We start from the raw sequence: 15651 nt of genomic DNA on the forward strand, positions 1-15651 counted from the left end.
CGACCTTGAATTTATGCTGCTTCTATACTCGGTGCCGTTTTCATCTTTGGAAATGATATACGACCAACCACCTCGGTTATGAACTCCGCCACCCACGCGAACCAGAGTGTGTACTTCTTCAACCTCTGGCCGTTCGTCAAATAGCAAGTGCGGTCCACCAACAACAGCGAGGACCACCAACCCAAATCCTGCGAACAATGCGGAAAGGCACACCCAAGGCGGCAAGGACCAGAACTTGTTGCTTAGTTCACGAAAGTAGAAGTCTATTCTCAAATCCGCGTGACCCAGCCATGTTTGTCCTCAACGCGGCCATGCTGCAGATCGACCAGACGCTCGCGCATTTTGTTGGCCATCTGGCCAATGCCGCCGGTGCCGATTGTGAACTCGCCCGCTGGTGAGGCCACTGTGCCGACAGGAGTAACGACCGCCGCCGTGCCGCAGGCGAGAGTTTCGAGCAGCGTCCCGTTCTCCGCTTCTTCGCGCCATTGCTGGATCGAATAGGGCTCTTCGCGCACGTCGAGGCCTTCTTCGCGCAGCATCGCGATCAGGCTGTCGCGGGTGATGCCCGGCAGGATTGTCCCCGTCAGTTCAGGCGTAATCACGCTGCCATCGGATCGGATGAAGAACAGGTTCATCCCGCCCAGTTCCTCGACCCATTTCTTCTCAATCGCGTCCAAGAACACGACTTGATCGCAGCCTTGGGCAATCGCCTCTGCCTGAGGAACCAGAGAGGCGGCGTAATTGCCGCCAGTCTTCGCCGCGCCGGTGCCGCCGGGGGCCGCGCGGACATAGTCCTGTGACACCCAGATTTTCACCGGATTGACGCCGTTTTTGAAGTAATTGCCCGACGATACGAGGATCACCACGAACTTGTACTGCGTCGCGGGCCGCACGCCCAGAAACGCCTCGGATGCGAACATAAACGGGCGGATATAGAGCGACCCGCCTTCGACAGCAGGCATCCAGTCCGCGTCTGTTTCTACGGCCAGCTTCACAGCGTCGAGAAACAGCTCTTCGGGAATTTCCGGCATCGCCATGCGTCGCGCGCTGGCATTAAAGCGCCGCGCGTTTTCTTCGGGCCGGAACAGCGACAATCCGCCATCCGCATGGGGAAAGGCTTTCATACCTTCGAAAATTTCCTGCGCGTAATGAAGCACACTGGCCGCCGGATCTAAGCTGATCGCTTCGCGCGGTCCGATCTTTGCGCTGTGCCAGCCGCCCTTTGCCGCGTCATAGTCAATCGTGACCATGTGATCGGTGAACACAGTGCCAAAACCGGGGTCTGCAATCGCCGCTTTGCGCACATTGTCATGTGTCGGGGCGGGGTGAGGGATGCGTGTGAAATTCATGCGTGGGCAGATAATGGGGTGCGGCGCATCGGGCAAGTGAAGCTTGCACGAGAGAGAACGCGGGTTGATAGTGCCGAGCGCGATCTATCGATGTTTGCGGACTGGGGGAATGACAATGAGACATGTTTTTGTGAGCGCTGCAGTGCTTTGTCTGGCGAGTTGTGGCGGAAGCATTGATGCCCCGTCAGAAGCAGAAGATGCATCGGATCAGGAACGGCTTCCCGCCGAGCAAGCTGATCTGAACCAGCCCGAAGCCCCGGATCAGGCGGTGGGCGATGCAAAAACGCCTGGCGACAGTCTGGATATGACCTGTGATTATCCCGTGAAAGCTGGCGACACGCTGGAAAGCCTTCAGTCGCGCCTTGGCGATAATTTTTCAGCCGCTGCGATTAGCATTGGAGAGGGATTTACCGCGCCCGGAGCTATTCTCTGGCCGAATGATCCCGAGCGTAGGATGGAAGTCGTGTTCTCAGAAGAGACCGCCGGGACAGCCGAATATGTGCGCTTTGCCGATGAAGCGAAATGGCAAGTTGGAGGATTGGGCATCGGAGACAGCGCCGCGAAGGTGGAGCAGCTTAACGGCGCGCCATTCAACTTTTTCGGTTTTGAATGGGACTATGGCGGAAACCTGTCCGATATGGGCGGCGGTCGCTTGTCGGATCTTGGCGGATGCAGCCCGATACTCAGTCTGAATTTTGAAGATCCTGAATACATAACCCCTGATCAATTCATCGGCGACAGAGCTATCTCTTCCGATGCCGACGGCCTGCCTGCGGATCAATTGACGATCTGGCGGCTTGGCATAACGTTCTAGGGCGCTCGCCCGCTCGTAGTGCTGAAACATGCGAGGAAACGACAAAACAAAAGGGCGGCTCGGCATAATGCGCGAACCGCCCTTCATGGTCAGCGGCCGGAAGTGCCGCTCACGAAACCTCACTCGGTAAGGATAATGTTACCGAATATGCTCCGTAGGGATCTTCACCGACCTCGCTACTGAACCATGAGACATCGGATCACCTCCTTTCGCGCTTGAAAGCCAAGACCTCGCCGTTTCACCGGGGGCCGAAGTTTGCGTTCGCCGCCAACCTCAATCGCAGTTCTGAATCATGTGGAGGGCGGGCACAAGACTTGAATAAATCTTTTCCCGCGTCATAATCTTCGCTCGCCCAAAATCAGGATCGCAAACACCGCCTCGGCAATCGCCGGGGCGTTTTGATTTCGGGGGCTGTTCTGGCGCGGAAATTCGCTCAACTGTGGACAGCGAAAAACGAATCTCTTAACGGCAATCCTCGATCACGCGGGTAACTTCGACCCATGCGGGAAGGTAGAGTGTTCGCTCTCCATCCACAGACACCGCAAAGCGACCCTTTGTAATGGCCATTGCGTCGAGAAAGGTGTCGTTAGGATCGAGGCTGGCAGCCGCTGAAATAGGGGCTTGCGGGCCGCCGCCCGGTATGCTTTGGGCACTCAGGCTGCGCGTTGCCGTTTCGGTTTTGATCGTCATGGTCCGCGGCGTATCCGAAAATTCGGCGACGTCACGCACCAAGGCAACTCGCGGCCCAGTGCAGCGTATAAAGAAAACGGGCCTGGTTGGATTTGTCCCGAAAACCGCCATGCGGCCCCGGCTATTATTGATGTAGGTCCACGTCCCCGGCGTTTGCGGCGCATCCAGATAGTTCGCGTATTGCTGCTCTTGCACGGCTGGCAGCGGCGCGGGCGCTGGTTGCGGAGCGGGCGCCGCCGTTGGCGCGGGTGCGGGCGCCGTTGCAACAGTCTCCGACGCTGGAAGCAACGGCACATCAACCGATGGCACGCAGGCAATGATGAGGGCTGTCGAGGCGGTCAGCGCAATTGCGCCTGCGGTTTTGAGGTAGATCGCTTTCATGCGCCCTAAATGCTCGCTATTGGCTGAAGCGTCCATGACCAAACACGACCAATCCTCGAAAAAATCGGCCAAAGCGCAAAAGAAAGCGCGGGTTGACCACTTGCTGGTCGAAAGAGAGCTGGTGGAAAGCCGCACACGCGCGCAGGCTCTTATTATGGCCGGCGTGGTTTTTGTTGGCGAGGCGAAGGTTGAAAAGCCGGGGCAGCAAGTGCCGTCTGACGCAGTGCTGGAAGTGCGCGGGCGCGATCATCCGTGGGTCAGTCGCGGCGGCATTAAATTGGCACACGCGATCGAGCATTTTGAGCTCGACCCCACAGGTGTGGTCGCGATGGATGTAGGCAGCTCCACTGGCGGTTTTACCGATGTGCTGCTCACAAACGGGGCGAGCCATGTCTTTGCAGTCGATAGCGGGACCAATCAGCTCGCATGGAAACTGCGCCAGGATGACCGCGTCACGGTTTACGAGCAAACCAGCGCGCGCATTCTAACCGCCGATCAGATCGATAAACCGGTCAATTGGGTGGTGTGCGATGCGAGCTTTATCAGCCTGGCCAAAGTGCTTGAGCGACCGCTAGAACTGGCTCAGCCGCAATGCCGTCTGGTGGCGCTGATCAAACCGCAATTCGAGGTCGCGCGCGAAGAAGTGGGCAAAGGCGGGGTGGTTCGCGATCCGGCGCTTCATGCCCGCGTTTGCAATGAAGTTCGCGAATGGCTCCAGGGGCTTGCCTGGGACATCGAAGGCATTGTCGAAAGCCCGATCAGAGGGCCACAAGGCAATGTTGAGTTTCTGATCAGCGCGATCCGCAATGCGTAAAAAGCCGCGAAGCAAATGCTTCGCGGCTTTTCCTATGAGCGACGATTAGACGTCATTCTTGCAGAGTCGCGGGCTATCGCAGCCGCTGTCTGGGAAAGTGGGGGGATTGTACCCGCCTGGAGTGCCGGATGGCGGAATGCGGTTCTCGCGCTCCCATTCGCGGCAGAACTGCTCAACAAACTCCGCCGGCAGATTGTGCTGGTACTGGTAGAGCGGGCAAATTCTCACTTGCGCCAACTCTTCCGCGTTTTCCGGATTTACCGGCATCGAATTCACTGGGCCTGCTATCAAACCAAGGGCTGCGACCCCCATGAAAAGCGTCTTCATAGTACTCTCCCAATATCGTGACACTCAGTTCGAGCATCACTTCGGCTCCTGAAATATTCGATGCAATCGCAATCGAATCAGGATTTAAGAGAGTAAGTTCAGTTTTTGCAATCGCATTGTATTCACGCGACATCAGGTCGGATGCTTGGGTATTCTGCAACTTGAATTGCGAATTCCAGGTGATTGCTAAAGATCCAGCGCCGAAATCTTCGCATCAAGATCAATCGGGATTTGAGAGAGCACTTCGATGCCGCTCTCTTTTTCGTACGCCGCATCGCCATGTTCAGTCACCAGTTCCGCCTGCTTTGAGTCGCGCTGTTTCAGCAGATCCGCGATCTCTTCCCGGTAAAGCGCGACCATTGCCGTGACGAAACGGTTTACGAGGTCATCTTCTGCCGTGTGATCGACGTTAAAGTCGGGCAGGTGATCAATCATAACATCCGCCGGAAACAGGAATTCGTTGGTCACAAAGCGGTTTACGGTGAACCATGCGCGAGGGATGCCGACTGTGTCGATTGAGAGGCCGATCAGGTGGGTCACATGCGCCTTCGCATCTTCGCCTTGGGGAGGCCACACTTTCGGTTCCAATCCTTCGGGCAGTTGAGTCCGGTGGAGGAACAGGTGAAAATGGCCGTGCTCGTCCGCATCGCGCTTTCCCGGCGCGTGGACATGATAATACCAACGCGATTTGCAGTGTTTGTCGCGGGCGTCTTTTTCCGGATAGTGCGTCCAGAAGTTGACTTCGTCTTCGGGCACAACGCGGAGCATTAGCGGGCGTTGTTCCTGCGCCATCTGGGTGATGGTTTCAATTACAGTGAGGGCAGCTTGTTCGAGTGTCATATGTGCGACCTATAAAGCAAAACGGCCGGCGGCAACCAAAGTTGCCACCGGCCGTAAGCTTTACGCAAGAATTGCGTGTATCGTTACCGATTACTCGGCAGCGGCACAGCAACCTTCAGCGGCACAGCATGCAGCTGCACAGCAGCCTTCAGCGGCACAAGCGACTTCTTCAGCAGCTTCGCAAGCAGCTTCAGCAACTTCTTCAGCAGCGGCGCATGCGCTCATTGCGGTTTCGTCAGCAGCGGTTTCAGCAGCATCGTCAGCAGGTGCCGAGCAAGCAGCAGTTGCAACTGCGAGACCGCCGGCAACTGCCAGCATCGATGCAAAGTTTGTCTTTTTCATAAAAATCGTTCCCCATCGGGCTCCCTAGAACCCTGAATACGGTTGAGACGCGCAGGTGAAATAAAACTTACCGCAGTGCGTCCCGAATCACGGCAAGAATGTGGCGAAGCTATCACAAGGATTTCAAAACGCACATGCCTTATATTCGGTTCGTCGCTTTTCGCCGAAAAAGCGCTGATTTCTGCCAAATATTGCGATCAGCCCTGTGGGAAAATTGGCGCAGCACCTGCCAGCGTGTATCGATGCGCGGCATACCGGACCGAGCGAATCGTTATTTGCTCGTAAGCTTGCGACCCCCGCTCGCACCACAGGAGAATGAATGAATATTCTGGCTTCCAAAGCGCAATTGCGCGCCAGTTTTCTGCGCTGGTCGCTTTTTCTGGTGCCGCTAACTGTGTTGCTTGGCTTTACCTCGGGCCAATTTGGCAGCCCTGACACTGCCTGGTTTCAAAGTCTGAACAAGCCTTCGATTTTCCCGCCGCCTGCTGCGTTCGGAATTGTCTGGAGCATCATATATGTGCTGATCGGATTTGCGCTCGCCATGGTCGTAAGCGCGTGGGGCGCATACGGGCGCGGTCTCGCGATCATCGTTTTTGCGCTGCATTTTATCGGCAATTTGGCTTGGACGCCGGTGTTCTTCGGCATGCAGAATATGACGGCGGCGCTTGCGGTGATGGGGTATGTCGTCGTGACGCTTCTGGGTGTGATGTATGTGTTTTGGCGGGTGCGTAAAGTCGCGGCACTCTTGCTTGTCCCCTATCTGTGCTGGGGCATTTTCGCGACGGTGTTGAACTATCAGTTTATCGTAGAGAACCCTGACGGGGGCGACACGAACGAGAGCGGCGCGGTAGAGAGCTTCAAACTGTAGGCGGCTTGGCTCTGGACAAAGCAGGTTTGCTTCACCAAATAGCGCCCATGCAAAGTGAAAACCCGATCATCGCCGACTTCGTCAAACTCGCAAACAGCGCCGCTGGCACAATGGCCGGTATGACGCGTGAAGCCCGCGAAGGCGCACGTGAGCGTATGCGCGAAGCGATGGGCGGCATGGACTTTGTCAGCCGCGAAGAATTCGACACGGTAAAAGCGATGGCGCAAAAGGCCCGCGAACAGGCCGACGCTCTCGAAGCGAAAGTTGCCGAACTCGAAGCGAAGTTGGGCAAGTAAGCCACTCTTTTCCTGCCATCGCAGGATTGCAACACCATCCCGATCCTCTAGGCTGGCGGTGTCATCACACGCCAACCAATTGAGGTATCCATGATCCGCACTTCACTGCTCGCCGCTACGGCTTTTGCCGCCATTCCTGCCGCCGCGCTGGCTCAGGATGACGGAGAAACATTCGGCGGGGCGAAGGGCGCGGACCTTTCTATCGAAGCGATGGAGCCCGATGGCGGCGATGTCACGATCGGCCGCGCTGGCGAATATCCGGCGGATATTGCGCGTTATCTGCTGGCAAACGGCGCGGGCGCGGCGAACCTCTCACCAGACGGGAAGACAATTGCGTTTTCATGGAATGTGACGGGTGAAAGCGAGATTTGGGTGATGCCCGCGACTGGTGGACAGCCCAAACAGGTGACTTTTAAGACTGGCGTTCAAGCGCCGATCTGGACGCCTGATGGCTCCAGCCTGTTTTATTCAGCCGATCGCGATGGCAACGAACAGCCTGCCTATTTCGCGCTGACACCGGATGGCAAGACGGAGACCGAGGTGCTTCCCGCAGCGCGCGGCGATTTCCGCATCTTTGGCGATTTCGCCTCCGACGGCAGCTTTATCTACGCATCCACGGCGCGCGGCGCGGGCGTGTTTGATATTTATCGTGGGACGACGGACGGCAAAAGCGAGCTGATCGTGGAGAGCGAACTTGGCCTCGCTGCGGAGTCTATCTCCCCCGATGGCAAATATGCGCTGGTGACAGAGCGGGTCGGTGAGGATGCCGACAACCTGTATTTGCTCGATCTCGCTACGAAGGAGATGACAACCATCTCAAAGCCTCCGGTCGAAGACCGCGCGAGCCATACGATTGGCGGGTTTGAATGGTCGCAGGATTCGGGAACATTCTATTTCTCGACCAATACAGGCCGCGAGTTCGGCGCATTGTCGCGATACAATATCGCCGAAGGCAAAATCGCCACGGCATTCGAACCCGAAGCCGATGTCGAGAACATCGAATTGTGCGGGGCAGACGACGCGATCATTGCCTACACGGAAAACCGCGACGGGTTTGATCGCCTGTTCGTCCGCAACAACACATCCGGCGATGAAGTCCCCGTTGAGGCTCTGCCCGAGGGCACATACAGCCTCGATTGCGAAGGGGGCGACGCGCCGATGCTGATGGTGCGCGTCAATGGCTGGAAAACGCCGGGCGAGATATGGATGATCGATCCGCTGACTGGTGCCGGCAACAAAGTGTTCGAAGCGAACCTTGCCGGCCTCGATACGAGCCGCCTGATCCGCCCGAAAGTCGTGCGGTATGAGGCACGCGACGGGGTGGAACTTCAAGGACTTCTCTATCTTCCTCAAGGCGCTGACACTGGCGAAAACGCGCCGCCTGTCGTGTTTTCCGTCCATGGCGGGCCATCCGCGCAATCACAGGCCAACTTTGATGCAATCGCGCAATATCATGTGGCGCGCGGGGTTGCGGTGTTTGAACCCAATGTGCGGGGCAGCACGGGGCTAGGGCGCACTTACTCGACATTGGATGATCGCGAAAACCGGTTGGATTCGGTGCGCGACTTGGTTGATCTCAAAAATGCGCTGGCCGCCGACGGCCTGATCGACGGAGACCGTGCCGCAGTTATGGGCGGGTCCTACGGCGGATATGCAGTGAACGCGGTGCTGGCGGAATTTCCCGGTGAGTTTGCAGCAGGTGTCTCGCTGTTCGGTGTGGCCGATTGGGTGACCGCGCTCGAGATTGCGTCGCCATCGCTGAAAGCCGCCGACAAAATCGAATATGGCGACATCACCGAAGACAAATGGCGCGAATATTACACCGTCAATTCGCCGATCCGCAAAGCCAATCAGATCACGGTGCCGGTGCTCTACTCGCACGGCGTGATGGACCCGCGCATCGACATTTACGAGACCGAAGTGATGGTCAAAACGCTGCGCGCCAACGGTGTCGAGGCACCCTTTATCCGCATCCCCGATGAAGGGCACGGCTGGCGCAAGCTTTCCAACCGCCTGTTCTATTTCCGTAAGCAAGCGGAGTTCATCGAAGAGAAGCTGGGCGTTACCGAAGCCGAATGAACATTTCTGCGCCCGCATTGCTGATCGCGAGCTGGGCGCATGGGGAAACGGCGGCTATCGCGCGCCTGCTGACCGAAGAATACGGTTTGGTCGCAGGCTATGTTGCGGGAGGGCGCGGGCGGCAAATGCGGCCCGTGATGATCCCGGGCAACAAAGTCGCGCTGGAACTGCGGTCCAAATCAGACAGCCAATTGCCGTTTGCCAGAGTTGAGCTGGAGGAAAGCCGCGGACCGTGGATGACCGAGCCGTTGCCCGCCGCGGCGATCACCTGGGCCTGCGCATTGTCGGCGAGCACTTTGCCCGAACGCAATCCGTATCCCTCGCTGTATCAGGCGCTCGACGGGTTGCTCTCCGCGATATGCGCTGCGCCATCTGCTCGCGGCTGGTTGGGCGCGATGGTGACCTACGAAGCGATGTTGCTGCGCGAGCTTGGCTATGGCGGAGCGAAACCGGAGATCGATGCCGACCTCGATGCTCAGATCGAGATATTCAGAAAACTCCACAAGCCAATCGGGCAGTACTTGCTTGTTGACGCTAAAACCGATGTTATGGCCGCTCGCGTCGCTTTGGGAGAGCGGCTCGTGCGAATGACCAAGTAAGGGCAGATGGTATGAAAATCGCGGTTTTACCCGGGGACGGGATCGGTCCCGAAGTCACACGCGAGGCGGTGAAAGTGCTCGAAGCGCTCGATCTGCCGGGCCTGATACTGTTCGACGGTGACGTTGGCGGTATCGCCTATAAGCGTCACGGTATGCCTCTGCCACAAGAGACGCTGACCATTGCGAAATCATGCGATGCGGTTTTGTTCGGCGCTGTCGGCGATCCCGATTGTGACGCACTGGATCGCCATTTGCGACCTGAACAGGCGATCCTTGGACTGCGCAAAGAGCTTGGTCTGTTTGCGAACCTGCGTCCTGCAAAAGTGTTCGAAGGGTTGGAGCACCTGTCACCGCTCCGCCCGGAAATCGCCAAGTCGCTCGACATCATGATCGTGCGCGAGCTGACCGGCGACGTATATTTTGGCGACAAAGGCCAGCGCGGTGAAGGCGATGCCCGGACGGGATGGGACATGATGTCCTACTCCGCCGAGGAAGTGCGCAGGATTGCGCATGTCGCCTTCCGCACGTCTCGCGCGCGCAACAACAAGCTGCGCGTGACCAGTGTCGACAAGGCCAACGTACTGGAAACGAGCCAGGTCTGGCGTGATGCCGTGCGGGCCGCTGCAGAGCCTCATCCCGATATCGAGCTGTCGCATATGTATGTCGACAATGCAGCGATGCAGATCATCAGCAATCCGGACCAGTTTGGTGTGATCCTGACTGGCAATCTGTTCGGCGACATCCTGTCCGATCTTGCCAGCGCGGCGGTTGGCTCCATCGGGCTGCTGCCCAGCGCCTCCGTAGGCGAGCGGCAAACGGAATACGGCACGTTCGGCATGTATGAGCCGATTCATGGCAGCGCGCCCGATATTGCGGGGCAGGACAAAGCCAATCCGATGGCGACAGTCCTGTCGGTCGCGATGATGCTGCGCCATTCCTTTGGCCGCGAAGCAGAGGCCGTGCGGATTGAAAAAGCGGTTGAAAAGGCTCTGGCTGACGGTATTCGCGGCGGCGATCTGGGCGGCTCGCACGGCTGCGAGGAAATTGGCACAGCGGTGCGCGAGCGCCTCTGACACCTTAGCCATGGCGCTGGACCTTGCCATCATCCTGCCGACGCTGAACGAGCGGGGCAATCTTGGGCCGCTGGTTGAGCGGATCGAGGATGCGCTTGGTGCAGAGGGCTGGGAAGTGCTGATCGTCGATGATGACAGCAAAGATGGCACCGCCGATGAGGCGCGCGGATTGGCGCGCAAAGACCACCGCGTTCGCGTGATACAGCGGATCGGGCGGCGCGGCCTATCAAGCGCCGCGATCGAAGGGTTCTGCGCCACCGCTGCGCCGTATGCTGCGGTAATGGACGCCGATCATCAACATGACCCAGCGCTGCTGCCCAAGATGCTTGCCAGCCTGAAAGCGGACGAGGCAGACATCTGCGTTGCCAGCCGCTTTGCCGAAGGGGCCAGCACCAAGGATTGGGCCGAGCCGGAGCGGGAGAAACTGTCCGGCATGGCCAATGCCGTGGCGCGGCGGATCACGGGTGTCGAACTAACCGATCCCATGAGCGGATATTTCATGCTCTCGGCCGATACGGCGAGGGGCCTTGTCCCGCGCCTGTCGGGCATCGGTTTCAAAATATTGCTCGATCTGCTCGCCACGTCAGATGCGCAGATGCGAGTGAAGGAATTTCCGCTCAATTTCGCAAAACGGCGCGAGGGGGAAAGCAAGCTGGACCGCGCGATCGCATTCGATTTTCTTGCGGGGCTTTATGACAAGACTTTGGGCCGCGTGATCCCGACCCGCTTTGCTTTGTTCGGCACCGTCGGCGCGTTGGGGGTGGTGGTGCATATGGCCGTGCTCGCGGCGTTGCTGATCGGGCTGGGTGAGGGATTTGCATTCGCGCAGGCCATTGCCGTGTTCACAGCGATGAGTTTCAATTTCTGGCTCAACAATTGGCTGACTTACCGCGACAAGCGCCTCAAAGGCTGGGGCGCGGTGCTGCGCGGCTGGGCCGGCTTTGTCGCGACTTGCGCCGTAGGAGCCTTCGCCAATTTCGCAGTGGCGACTCTGCTGGAAGCACAAGGGCTGTTCTGGGCACTCGCCGCGTTGGCGGGTATCCTGATCGGATCAGTCTGGAACTACGCGCTCAGCAGCCGCTTCGTCTGGGGACGGTTTTGAGGCGTCGGCCTCCTTTCCGAATGTGAAGGAAATTTTGCTGGCCACGCAGGATTGGTCCCGCACATCCGTTGTGACAGCGAGCATGACGCGTGGCATGATCCGCTGCAGCATCCTTTCTTGAGTGATAGAGAGCGGTTGACGAGCCGCGAATTGGCAGTCGATGAACTTGCCATTTTGATCGATACGGCAACTGTAATCGACATCGAGTGTTCCCGGCAAAAGGCGATCGACATGTGAAGGGTAGGCGCGAAAAAGCTTGGCTTCGTCAATTTTCACATCGCCGCTTGGCTCAGGACAATTAAAGGTATCGCCCGCCGCTGCTGGTGACGCGATACAAAGTAGAACCGCAGCGCTTCTCATCATCACCTCCACCCGGCAATCCACGTCCAATTGGCAAAGCTCATCGGACCTTCCAGCGGAGCGGCGGTCAGGATCGGGAAGAATACCGCGAACATTGCTACGCTGCCGCCAAGCGCAGTGTAGCTGATCCAGCGATACTTCGCGCTCCGGTATATGTCGCTCAAAGACAGCGCGAGGGCGGCCAGCAGAAAGCAGCTTGGCACGACATAGTGATAGTAGAACTGTACTGGCTTCGGCGCGATCAGCCATAGGCCCAAGCTTACGGCGTATCCGGCGACCACGCCGACCTTTGCCCAATCATTGCGCCAGAAGCCGGTGATAAGGCACCACAGCAGCGCAGGCAGGCCGAGCAGCATGGTTAGCGGGTTGCCGATCAGCAAGACGCCGCGCTGTGCATTGTCGGTAAACTCATACAGATACCAGATGCCGCGCGTGTTGCTGACCCATTGCAGCCACGTGCTTTGATAGGAATGCGGGGCGAGAACCTGTTGTTGCAAAGCGAGGATTTCCTGATGGAAACCGATCAGGCCTTTCTCTGCGAGCGGGGAGGGGCGCAGATACTCACCGAGCCAATATCCCGGCGCGAATGTCAGCGCGTATACAGCCAGCGGCAAAATTCCGAGCCAGATAAAGGCCTCTGCCAAAGAAATGCCAGGGACCGGAACACCGCGCCGGCTGAAGATCAGACGTCGGCGTCCGGCAGAAAGCCTCGCGGCGAGGAAAGTTAACCCCGGCACCATCGCCAGCGGCACAGCGTTCCATTTCGATGCGAGCGCGCAGCCAATCGCGATGCCTGTTAGCGCCAGCCGCCATCGGCCTGTCTCTGGCTCGCGCATAGCAGCCGCAAATTGCCACGCGGCAAGCGCGAGGAAACACACCATAAAGATGTCGAGCATCGCGATGCGAGCATGGACGAAGATGTGAAATCCGGTCGCGAGCAGGATGCCGTATGCGATGGTTGCAAACCGATCATGGCTTGCATGCCAGATCGCCCGCATGCTTGCTCCCACCGCGATGATACCGGCGATCAGCGGCATGATCCGCCAGCCCAGCGGATTGTCGCCCAGCAAATGCATGCCAAGCGCGATGAGCTCTTTGCCCAGCAGCGGGTGCTCGCGGTTGATATACTCGCCGCCATCGCCAAACAGGCCCAGCAATTCGCGGGCGGCGGGCAGGTAATGCACTTCATCGAAGAACGGCGTGGATGGGGTGGTCAGCCGGATCGCAGCGAGCAAACCAAAAATCAGAGGCAGCGCGAGGCACCACACCCATGGATCGCTGGCCACAACGCGCAGATCTTCGCCCGATCCGCTCGTAAAATCAGTATCCTGCGCGTCTTGGAGGGCTGCATCGCTCATCGCTGATGACGCTTAAGCAGCCCCCGCGCAGGCGGCAAGTCTGTTTACGAAGAGGCGGTCTTTGTGTCGGATGCGGCAGCGTTTTCCAGCCAGAACAGGCGGGCGCACATGGCTAGCAATGCGATGGAAGCCGTCGCCACCACGGCGAGCGACCAGAGCGGCACATTCATGCCCACCTTGCGGGCGCGCGGTGCGATAAAGAACAGCGCGATGCCGACTGCAAAGAGCAAGTCCCACCACACCTGCACGCCCCACATATTGGTCGTATGGTTGGTCCACACCGGCAGAAGACCGTCCTGCGCGATGGTGCCCACGCTATAGGCCAGAAATCCGCCGGATAGTGCCGCTGCGATTGCCGCATTGCCTTTTTCCACCCGGCCAAGCGCGATATATCCGATCACCAGAACAGCGGCGATTATCCCGCCCGCGGCGAGGAATTCAAACGGTGTGGTGAGAGTAAGCATGGGCGAATCTCCTGAAATATGTAGCGACTGCTACACGGGCTTGTAGCGTGATGTAGCACTCGCTACAAGAGGGCATGTCCAAATCGTCTTCAACGCCCCAAATGTCCAAGGAAACGCTGTTGCCGATGCTGGCCGCCCATGTGCTTGAGCATGGCCTTGGCAATGCCAGTCTTCGCCCACTGGCGAAAGCGGCTGGCACGAGCGACAGGATGCTTATCTACCATTTCGGCAATAAGCAGACGCTGATCGCGGATCTGCTCGGCTACATCGCCAAAGTCTACTCCGCTTCGCTGGATGCGGGCATGGGGAAAGAGCAGGCCAAGACCCGACAGGAATGCGTGGCGCGTATTCTAGCCCAAGGCCGCGATCCTGCGATGCAACCGTTTCAGGTCTTGTGGTGGGAAATCGTCGCCGGGTCGGCGCGCGGTGTCTCCGGTTACAAAGAGGCTGCGCAGGCGATTATGACCGAACTGCTCGGCTGGCTGGAGGGGCAGATGCCCGATGGTGACCCCGATCCAGTTGGCGGCGCGCGGTACTTGCTGACTTTGATCGAAGGAAGCCTGATGCTCGGCGTGGTCGGCCATGCGCGCACTGCACGCGAAGGACTGCTTGCGAGTGACCTCTCGTCAAACTAAGCGTGCGCCTATGAAGAAGACCACCGGAATGGACCGCGCAACCACGCGCAACTGGCGCCCCGCGACACAGGCTGTGCGCGGCGGCACTTGGCGCAGCGAACATGGCGAAACGAGCGAGGCGATGTTCCTCACCTCGGGCTACACCTACGACGATGCGCAGACGGTGGCAGACCGGTTTGCGGGTGAGGCGCAAGGCATGACCTATTCGCGCCTTCAAAACCCGACCGTGGCGATGCTGGAAGAGCGGATCGCGCTGCTTGAAGGGGCAGAGGCGTGCCGCGCGCAAGCTACTGGAATGGCGGCGATGACGGCGGCTTTGTTGTGTCAGCTTTCCGCAGGCGATCACTGCGTTGCTGCCCGCGCTGCTTTTGGATCATGCCGCTGGCTGGTCGACAATCTGCTGCCGCGTTTCGGCATTGAAACTACGGTGGTCGACAGCGCGGATACTGCCCAGTGGGAGGCCGCGATCAAGCCGAACACGAAAGTGTTTTTCTTCGAAACACCCGCCAATCCGACGCTGGATATTGTCGATCTGAAAGCGGTCTGCGCGATTGCCAAGGCGCACGGTATCACCAGCGTGGTCGACAATGCCTTTGCCTCACCCGCCTTGCAGCGCCCGATGGAGTTTGGCGCGGATGTTGTCGCTTACAGCGCGACAAAGCTGATGGACGGGCAGGGCCGCGTTCTGGCAGGCGCGATTTGCGGCAGCGAAGAATGGGTGCTGGAGACGCTGATGCCGTTTCAACGCAACACCGGGCCGACGCTTTCAGCGTTTAACGCGTGGGTTGTGCACAAAGGCTTAGAGACGCTCTCAATGCGCGCCCATCAACACAGCCGTAATGCGATTGAGCTTGGCGAATTTATGGAAGCCCGCATCGTCAAAGCAGGCGGCGAGATGCGCCATCCCGGTTTGCCGAGCCATGCCGCACACGCGCTTGCGACCGCTCAGATGGACGCGACCGGCCCGATCTTCGCCTTTGACGTCCGCACCCGCGAGCGCGCCTTTGCGATGCTCGATGCGCTGGAGCTGATCGATATTTCGAACAATATCGGCGATGCGCGCAGCCTGATGTGCCATCCGGCCAGCACCACGCATGCGGGCCTGACAGACGAAGCCCGCGCCGAAATGGGCGTGACCGAAGGATTGCTGCGGATAAATGTTGGGCTAGAAGACATCGCCGACATTGCTGAGGATATGGACCGAGCGATGAAGGCGGCTGGGATTTAGGGCCGTACGTTAGACGGCATGCCCTTTTGCGG

At 58.6% G+C, this 15651-nt stretch carries 18 protein-coding genes; 10 read left to right on the forward strand and 8 right to left on the reverse strand.

Annotated features, from left to right (window positions below; translation table 11 throughout):
• Positions 1-269: 269 nt before the first annotated feature.
• A complete protein-coding gene (locus MWU39_RS04730; protein WP_247158821.1) occupies positions 270-1349 on the reverse strand; it encodes a branched-chain amino acid aminotransferase in 1080 nt (359 codons plus the stop codon).
• A gap of 130 nt (positions 1350-1479) precedes the next feature.
• Between MWU39_RS04730 and MWU39_RS04735 the strand changes: the two genes are divergently transcribed.
• A complete protein-coding gene (locus tag MWU39_RS04735) occupies positions 1480-2163 on the forward strand; it encodes a hypothetical protein (RefSeq protein WP_247158822.1) in 684 nt (227 codons plus the stop codon).
• 462 nt (positions 2164-2625) lie between these two features.
• Here MWU39_RS04735 and MWU39_RS04740 read toward each other — a convergent pair whose 3' ends face one another.
• A complete protein-coding gene (locus MWU39_RS04740; protein WP_247158823.1) occupies positions 2626-3270 on the reverse strand; it encodes a hypothetical protein in 645 nt (214 codons plus the stop codon).
• On the opposite strand from MWU39_RS04740, the gene MWU39_RS04745 reads away from it, so the two are divergent.
• Entirely contained in the window at positions 3269-4048 is a 780-nt protein-coding gene (locus tag MWU39_RS04745) for a TlyA family RNA methyltransferase (protein ID WP_247158824.1), read from the forward strand. The genes MWU39_RS04740 and MWU39_RS04745 overlap by 2 nt on opposite strands.
• Positions 4049-4093: 45 nt before the next feature.
• On the opposite strand, the gene MWU39_RS04750 is transcribed toward MWU39_RS04745, so the two are convergent.
• From MWU39_RS04750 to MWU39_RS04760, 3 genes are all read right to left on the reverse strand, one after another.
• Complete coding sequence (locus MWU39_RS04750; RefSeq protein ID WP_247158825.1) at positions 4094-4375, reverse strand: hypothetical protein; 282 nt, start codon at positions 4373-4375, stop codon at positions 4094-4096.
• A 186-nt stretch (positions 4376-4561) separates the two neighbouring features.
• Positions 4562-5215, reverse strand: a complete 654-nt coding sequence (locus MWU39_RS04755; RefSeq protein ID WP_247158826.1) for a hypothetical protein — start codon at positions 5213-5215, stop codon at positions 4562-4564.
• 90 nt (positions 5216-5305) lie between these two features.
• Positions 5306-5557, reverse strand: coding sequence for a hypothetical protein (locus MWU39_RS04760; protein ID WP_247158827.1), 252 nt, complete (start codon positions 5555-5557; stop codon positions 5306-5308).
• A gap of 319 nt (positions 5558-5876) precedes the next feature.
• Between MWU39_RS04760 and MWU39_RS04765 the strand changes: the two genes are divergently transcribed.
• The 6 genes from MWU39_RS04765 (at position 5877) to MWU39_RS04790 (ending at position 11574) form a co-directional block, all read left to right on the forward strand.
• Complete coding sequence (locus tag MWU39_RS04765) at positions 5877-6425, forward strand: TspO/MBR family protein (protein ID WP_247158828.1); 549 nt, start codon at positions 5877-5879, stop codon at positions 6423-6425.
• A 47-nt stretch (positions 6426-6472) separates the two neighbouring features.
• Complete coding sequence (locus MWU39_RS04770; protein ID WP_247158829.1) at positions 6473-6721, forward strand: accessory factor UbiK family protein; 249 nt, start codon at positions 6473-6475, stop codon at positions 6719-6721.
• Between the two features lie 90 nt (positions 6722-6811).
• On the forward strand, positions 6812-8800 hold the full coding sequence (locus MWU39_RS04775; RefSeq protein ID WP_247158830.1) for a prolyl oligopeptidase family serine peptidase: 1989 nt from the start codon (positions 6812-6814) through the stop codon (positions 8798-8800).
• On the forward strand, positions 8797-9399 hold the full coding sequence (locus tag MWU39_RS04780) for a recombination protein O N-terminal domain-containing protein (RefSeq protein WP_247158831.1): 603 nt from the start codon (positions 8797-8799) through the stop codon (positions 9397-9399). Before MWU39_RS04775 ends, MWU39_RS04780 begins: the two co-directional genes overlap by 4 nt.
• An 11-nt stretch (positions 9400-9410) precedes the next feature.
• Positions 9411-10472 carry a 3-isopropylmalate dehydrogenase gene (leuB, locus tag MWU39_RS04785; protein WP_247158832.1) on the forward strand — a complete coding sequence of 354 codons (1062 nt, stop codon included), beginning with the start codon at positions 9411-9413 and terminating at the stop codon, positions 10470-10472.
• 10 nt (positions 10473-10482) lie between these two features.
• Positions 10483-11574, forward strand: coding sequence for a glycosyltransferase family 2 protein (locus tag MWU39_RS04790; protein WP_247158833.1), 1092 nt, complete (start codon positions 10483-10485; stop codon positions 11572-11574).
• On the opposite strand, the gene MWU39_RS04795 is transcribed toward MWU39_RS04790, so the two are convergent.
• From MWU39_RS04795 to MWU39_RS04805, 3 genes are read right to left on the reverse strand one after another with little or no spacing between them, the layout of a single operon-like run.
• Complete coding sequence (locus MWU39_RS04795; protein ID WP_247158834.1) at positions 11524-11937, reverse strand: hypothetical protein; 414 nt, start codon at positions 11935-11937, stop codon at positions 11524-11526. The genes MWU39_RS04790 and MWU39_RS04795 overlap by 51 nt on opposite strands.
• On the reverse strand, positions 11937-13292 hold the full coding sequence (locus tag MWU39_RS04800) for a glycosyltransferase family 39 protein (protein ID WP_247158835.1): 1356 nt from the start codon (positions 13290-13292) through the stop codon (positions 11937-11939). The genes MWU39_RS04795 and MWU39_RS04800 overlap by 1 nt, the downstream gene beginning before the upstream one ends.
• A gap of 44 nt (positions 13293-13336) precedes the next feature.
• The gene (locus MWU39_RS04805; protein ID WP_247158836.1) at positions 13337-13756 is read right to left on the reverse strand and encodes a hypothetical protein; all 420 of its coding nucleotides are present in this window, start codon (positions 13754-13756) and stop codon (positions 13337-13339) included.
• A 101-nt stretch (positions 13757-13857) separates the two neighbouring features.
• Here MWU39_RS04805 and MWU39_RS04810 point away from each other — a divergent pair, with 101 nt between their 5' ends.
• Positions 13858-14391 carry a TetR/AcrR family transcriptional regulator gene (locus MWU39_RS04810; protein WP_247158837.1) on the forward strand — a complete coding sequence of 178 codons (534 nt, stop codon included), beginning with the start codon at positions 13858-13860 and terminating at the stop codon, positions 14389-14391.
• A 10-nt stretch (positions 14392-14401) separates the two neighbouring features.
• On the forward strand, positions 14402-15619 hold the full coding sequence (locus tag MWU39_RS04815; RefSeq protein WP_247158838.1) for an aminotransferase class I/II-fold pyridoxal phosphate-dependent enzyme: 1218 nt from the start codon (positions 14402-14404) through the stop codon (positions 15617-15619).
• Positions 15620-15651: the final 32 nt, after the last annotated feature.

This window comes from Erythrobacter sp. F6033, assembly GCF_023016005.1.
Taxonomy (GTDB): domain Bacteria; phylum Pseudomonadota; class Alphaproteobacteria; order Sphingomonadales; family Sphingomonadaceae; genus Erythrobacter.